The 5452-nt window shown below is 67.5% G+C and carries 6 protein-coding genes and 1 tRNA gene; 1 reads left to right on the top strand and 6 read right to left on the bottom strand.

Translation table 11 applies throughout. The annotated features are described in order from the left end of the window. Window positions 1-205 precede the first annotated feature (205 nt). From pucL to uraD, 3 genes are all read right to left on the bottom strand, one after another. On the bottom strand, window positions 206-1120 hold the full coding sequence (gene pucL / locus Q7C18_RS16690) for a factor-independent urate hydroxylase (protein ID WP_311026329.1): 915 nt from the start codon (window positions 1118-1120) through the stop codon (window positions 206-208). Window positions 1121-1211: 91 nt separating this feature from the next. Continuing rightward, window positions 1212-1538, bottom strand: coding sequence for a hydroxyisourate hydrolase (gene uraH, locus Q7C18_RS16685; RefSeq protein WP_311026328.1), 327 nt, complete (start codon window positions 1536-1538; stop codon window positions 1212-1214). Next, a complete protein-coding gene (uraD, locus tag Q7C18_RS16680; protein ID WP_311026327.1) occupies window positions 1535-2029 on the bottom strand; it encodes a 2-oxo-4-hydroxy-4-carboxy-5-ureidoimidazoline decarboxylase in 495 nt (164 codons plus the stop codon). The genes uraH and uraD overlap by 4 nt, the downstream gene beginning before the upstream one ends. A 205-nt stretch (window positions 2030-2234) precedes the next feature. On the opposite strand from uraD, the gene aceB reads away from it, so the two are divergent. Next, a complete protein-coding gene (aceB, locus tag Q7C18_RS16675) occupies window positions 2235-3836 on the top strand; it encodes a malate synthase A (RefSeq protein WP_311026326.1) in 1602 nt (533 codons plus the stop codon). A gap of 30 nt (window positions 3837-3866) precedes the next feature. Here aceB and Q7C18_RS16670 read toward each other — a convergent pair whose 3' ends face one another. From Q7C18_RS16670 to Q7C18_RS16660, 3 genes are all read right to left on the bottom strand, one after another. Continuing rightward, on the bottom strand, window positions 3867-4442 hold the full coding sequence (locus Q7C18_RS16670) for a helix-turn-helix domain-containing protein (protein WP_311026325.1): 576 nt from the start codon (window positions 4440-4442) through the stop codon (window positions 3867-3869). Between the two features lie 28 nt (window positions 4443-4470). Continuing rightward, on the bottom strand, window positions 4471-5040 hold the full coding sequence (locus tag Q7C18_RS16665; RefSeq protein WP_311026324.1) for a hypothetical protein: 570 nt from the start codon (window positions 5038-5040) through the stop codon (window positions 4471-4473). A gap of 180 nt (window positions 5041-5220) precedes the next feature. Continuing rightward, window positions 5221-5297: transfer RNA gene (locus tag Q7C18_RS16660), tRNA-Pro, on the bottom strand. Between the last annotated feature and the right edge of the window lie 155 nt (window positions 5298-5452).

Here is a 5452-nt window from a genome sequence, read left to right as displayed (position 1 = left end):
TGAGCCACCTCTTTCCAAGGATCGACGAGCAGGCACCGAGATCGAGGGCAGGGATGCGCCCCAGCGGCACCATCGAGGTCGGGCGGATGACGCCGCAGAACGGGTCACGTTCCGCAGCACGAAGGGAGCCCGGAGGGTGCCCACCCAGCACCCTCCGGGCCGTCAGCGGACGGGAGCCTGCCACGCTGCAGGCCCCGTCAGGTCATCAGCAGTAGCCGGCGACGTCGGCCCAGGCCTCCGGCGCGTCCTCGACGCCGTCCCGAGCGATGGTGGCCTCGATGAGCCCGTAGGGCCGGTCTGCCGCATAGAAGACCTCATTGGGGTTCTCGAGACCGAATCGCTCGAGGTCATAGGCGAAGTGGTGCTTGTTCGGGCAGGAGAACCGAATCTCGTCGATCTCGGGCACCTCGCTGATCACCCTCTGGCCCATCTGGTACAGCGTGTGCTGCAGGGCATAGGAGTAGTGGTCGGTGAAGGTGCTGAGAATGATGGACCGGACCTTCGCATAGGTCGCCTCGAAGTCGACGCCGACGGTGGTGTTGTAGCGCCAGCGCGTCGCGATGTCCGTGGCGAGGATGCGATCCTCGGTCTCCGGCAGCGTCGTGTACCTGTCCTTGGGATAGCCCACGAAGCCGGACTCGGTGGTCTTCAGCACCGTGAGGCCGTAGAACCCCGACAGGAGGTGGTCGCGGTCGCCGTCGCGCTTGAGCACAGCGGTCCGCACCTCCGGCGCCGAACGGAAGAAGGAGTGGTCATGCCCCTCGATGCGGGACCAGCCGTACTCCTCGGCCGCCCAACGTCCCCCGGTGACCCAGTCGAACTCGCCGGTGAAGTGGTCGGCCAGGGTGAGCAGGAAGTGCTCGGGAGAGCTGATTCCGACTTCCTTCGCCTTGGCGAAGATGGTGTTCTTCTGCGTGTCGGTGGCCACCACGTGTCCGTTGTCGCCTTCGGTGTGGGCGGCGTCGAAGTCGCCGTGGAGCTGCGAGGTCACATTCAGGTCGCGCAGCTCGTGGCGTGCGCTGTCCCGATAGACGCGGACCACGCGGTTCTCCGCCTTGCCGTACTGGTTGGACGAGAGACGCACTGCGCTGCTGGTCGTCTCCTGTGGCACTGCACTCATGGTCGTCTCCTTGTGTTGAGAATAGGCCTGCGGGGCAGCCGCCGAGAGCTCCCTGACCGCGAGGGGCGGCGCGGGGGCCTCAGCTCCTGGGTCAGCTGCCGCGGTAGGTGGAATAGGCGAACGGGCTCAGCAGCAGCGGGATGTGGTAGTGCGCCTCCCCCGCCTTGACGGTGAAGTCCACCGTCACCACGGGGTGGAAGCTCTCCTGTCCGCGTGCCGAGAAATAGGCACCCGTTCCGAAGATGACCCGGTAGTCACCGGGCTCCAGGGTCTCTGGGCCGAGGTCCGTGACGCGGCCGTCCGCGTCGGTGACCGCGGCGCCCAGCTGCTGGCCGACGGCGCTGAGCAGCTGGATCTCCACGCCGCGCGCGGGCGTTCCGGCGGTGGCGTCGAGGACATGGGCTGTGATGTAGCTCATCGAAGAAGTCCTTCCAGTCGCAGGGCGGCGATCTCTTCGAGCTGCTGCCCGATGATCTCCAGCTCCTGTGCGGGGTCGAGGTCGAGGCGGCGCTCCAGCTCGGTGAGCACCTCCTGGTGGGTGCGGCCAGCAGCCCGAATGAGGAAGACCCGGCCGAAGCGCTCCTCATAGGCCCGATTGCCTGCGTCGAGGCGGCGCAGGATCTCGGCGTCAGCATCACCGAGCCCGCCCTGCTCTCGTCGCGAGTGGGCTGCTTCGGCCGTGTCGGAGTCGTCACGGTCGCCGATCCGAGGGTGACCGGCGAGCGCCTCGTCGATCTCCTCCTCGGTGAGGGGATGGGCGATGGTGTGCGCGAGCTCGAGGGCCTCCTCGACAGAGGAGAAGGGGCGGCGAGCCGACAGACCGTCGACCCAGCGACTCACCCTGAGGCATGATTGCAGCTGGGCGCGAGCATCGCCGTCGGCCGCCCGGTTGAACTCTGTGAGGCTCACCCTCATCTCCTCTGCTTTCCGCATCGTGGATAACTTATTCCGCTACGTGCAAGTGTGATCCACCTCTCCAGCCCGTGTCAAGCCACTCGGACACCGCCCCGCTACCCCATCCCAGAAGTCCACAATCTGGACAACTTATTTCGTTCCGTGGATACTATGCAGTACAACGGAGTCCGAGACACCGGAGTGCAAAGGAGCAGCTCGTATGACGATCACGACAACAGAGCCCTATTCAGTTCCCGGGCGGGACCAGATCCTCACCGATGAGGCACTGGCCTTCGTGGAGGAACTGCACCGCCGGTTCGCCGGCACCCGGGACGAGCTGCTGGAGGCCCGCCGGGCAGCCCAGCAGCGGGCGGCCGAGACTGGACGTCTCGACTTCCTCCCCGAGACCCAGGAGATCCGCGACGGCGACTGGAAGGTCGCCGAGCACCCCGCTTCCCTGCAGGACCGCCGCGTGGAGATCACCGGCCCGCCTGCCCCGGCGAAGATGGCCATCAACGCTCTGAACTCCGGGGCGAAGGTCTGGCTGGCCTGCCTGGAGGACGCCTCCTCCCCCACCTGGTTCAACGTCATCGACGCGCAGAAGAACCTCTACGAGGCGGCGCGCGGCACGCTGCAGTTCACCTCTCCTGAGGGCAAGGAGTACCGGCTCCGCGATGATGTGGACCTGCCCACCGTCGTCGTGCGCCCCCGTGGCTGGCACCTGCCGGAGAAGCACCTGGAGATCGACGGCGCGCCGGCGGTGGGCGCCCTCGTGGACTTCGGCCTGCACTTCTTCCACAATGCGACGCTGCTCCACGAGAAGGGCCTGGGCCCCTTCTACTACCTGCCGAAGATCGAGCACCACCCGGAGGCCAAGCTCTGGGACGACATCTTCACCTTCTCCGAGGAGCGCCTGGGGCTGCCGCATGGCACCGTGCGCGCGACCGTGCTGATCGAGACCATCCCCGCCGGGTTCCAGATGGACGAGATCCTCTACGCGCTGCGCGACCACGCCTCCGGGCTCAACGCCGGCCGCTGGGACTACCTGTTCTCCCTCATCAAGTACTTCCGCGCCTCCGGCTCCGAGTTCGTCCTGCCGGACCGTGCCGAGGTGGGCATGACACAGCCGTTCATGCGCGCCTACACCGAGCTGCTGGTGAAGACGTGCCACCGTCGCGGCGCCTTCGCCATGGGCGGCATGGCGGCCTTCATCCCCAACCGCCGCGAGCCGGAGGTCACGGAGAAGGCGATCGGCAAGGTCCGTGACGACAAGTCCCGCGAAGCCGGTGACGGATTCGACGGCTCCTGGGTCGCCCATCCGGACCTGGTGGACATCTGCCGCGAGGAGTTCGGCGCGGTCCTGGGTGACCGGCCGAACCAGATCGACCGTCAGCGCGACGACGTCGACGTCAGCGCCGAGGATCTGCTGGCTGTCGGCAAGGCGGAGGGCGACGTCACCGAGGGCGGTGTGCGCATGAACCTCTACGTGGCGGTCTACTACACGGCCATCTGGCTCTCGGGCAACGGAGCGGTGGCCATCCACAACCTCATGGAGGACGCCGCGACCGCGGAGATCTCCCGGTCGCAGGTGTGGCAGCAGATCCGCAACCGCACCGTCACTGCGGACACCGGGGCCACAGTGGACGCGGACCTGGTGGAGCGCCTGCTCGGCGAGGAGGTCGAGCGGCTGCGCGGCGAGATCGCCGACGCGGAGACCTTCAGCCGGTACTTCGAGCCTGCTGCGGACATCGTGCGCCGTCTGGTCCTCGACACCGACTATGAGGACTTCCTCACCCAGCCGGCCTACGAGCTGCTGGACTGAGCGTCCGCATCCGCAACGGCTGACCGGCGCTCAGTCGGCGGTCGGCATCAGGAGGCGCAGCCCCTCGTCGTAGAGGGCTGCGCCTCTTGTCGTCTCCGGGCCTGTCGCCTCCCGGTTGGGCGTCTCCCGATCAGTCGTCTCCCGATCAGTCGCCTCCGGGGTTGGGTGCAGCAGGGCGGCGTTCTGCTCCGCCGCCACCGCCCCGAGGGCGAAGTGCATGACGATCTGGGCGCGCTCGTGAGCCTGGCCGGAGGCCAGGCCCAGCCGTTCCAGGCCGCGCCGCAGGGCTGGGACCGGGGGCAGGCCAGAGTTCAGGCCGAAGGCGATGAGCATCAGGTCGGCGCCGTCGCGGATGGGCAGCACAGTGGCCCGGAAGCGTCGCATGAGCTCCTCCACACCGACCGTGCCAGGCGGATCTGCCAGCGGGGCCAGGATCCGGTGGGCCACATCGGCCAGCAGCTGCTGCTTGCTGGGCACGTGGTAGTAGAGCGCTCCGGGGCGGACGCCGAGCTCTCCCGCCAGGCGACGCATGGACACGTCCTGAAGGCCGTAGTCCAGCAGCAGGCGATGCGCGGCCTCGACGATGGCGGCGGCTGAGAGCGGCATGATGATGTCTCCGGGTGCGGGCGGGGCCTCAGAGGCCGTGGTCGCGGAAGAGCTTCTCGTCCGGATCTGTGAGCGATTCCTCCAACAGCCAGCGGTTGGTCCGCAGCGCCTGGAGGTTCTTCGCGACGACGGTGTCGCGGGTCTTCGCCACCGCCTCGGCGAGCAGCCCCACCTGCTCCTTGAACTCGCGGGCGTGCGTGGGCTTGGCACTGTCCGGGAGCTCCAGGAACAGCTCCAATGTCCGCGGGAGGTGCCGCGTGATGGTCATGCGAACGGCGTCCTGCTGCTCCGGCAGGCGCTCCAACGTGGACCACCGTTCCACGATCTCCTCGAGACCGACGACCATCATGCGCAGCTGCCCCTGAGTGGAGGGAGGGAGCTTGTCAGACCGGGTGCGGATGGTCTCCGTCAGGGATGCCAGCTCCTGTCGTAGGCTCTCCTGATCGTCGGTGAGCGCCTGTGTGCGGCGCTGGGAGGACTGAGCCATCCCGCTCATCGTGCCATAGGTGGCCGCGGCTCCTGCGCCGCCGAAGACCAGCCCTGCCAGCAGCGCCCACGGATTGGGCAGCATGATGATCAGCAGAGCTGCGAATAGCACGACGAACGATGCGGCGGAGGCGGTCACCTGGAGGCGACGGCGCCGGTGGTCCCCTCCAGCCGGGTGCCCGATCATCTCGGAGCCGATGACTTCCTCCTCCTCGTCGGGGATCGTCAGTGGACTCCAGCATATCCAGAGACGACGAAGGGGCCCGATCTGACGATCGAGCCCCTCATCTGGTGGTCGGGGTGACAGGATTTGAACCTGCGACCTCCTCGTCCCGAACGAGGCGCGCTACCAAGCTGCGCCACACCCCGGTGTTTCTGATCCGGCCGCCTGGCGGCTTTCACAGAAGACCATACTAGCCAAGACGCCTGCCGGTGCCAAAACGGCCCGGCATTCATCAAGGTCTGAACACAGCTGACGCCCGCGACGACGGCTCCCTTGCCGTCGTGCGGGCGTCAGCACTGTG

This window comes from Nesterenkonia sp. CL21, from assembly GCF_031705515.1.
Taxonomy (GTDB): Bacteria; Actinomycetota; Actinomycetes; order Actinomycetales; family Micrococcaceae; genus Nesterenkonia; species Nesterenkonia aethiopica.
The sequence above is the reverse complement of the archived record's forward strand: the minus strand, read 5'-3'. Positions and strand labels throughout refer to the sequence as shown.

Bases quoted from the DNA above. Each gene is read 5' to 3' on its own strand.
- pucL (WP_311026329.1), bottom strand. From the start codon at position 1,120: ATGAGTGCAGTGCCACAGGAGACGACCAGCAGCGCAGTGCGTCTCTCG.
- uraH (WP_311026328.1), bottom strand. From the start codon at position 1,538: ATGAGCTACATCACAGCCCATGTCCTCGACGCCACCGCCGGAACGCCC.
- aceB (WP_311026326.1), top strand. From the start codon at position 2,235: ATGACGATCACGACAACAGAGCCCTATTCAGTTCCCGGGCGGGACCAG.
- Q7C18_RS16670 (WP_311026325.1), bottom strand. From the start codon at position 4,442: ATGCCGCTCTCAGCCGCCGCCATCGTCGAGGCCGCGCATCGCCTGCTG.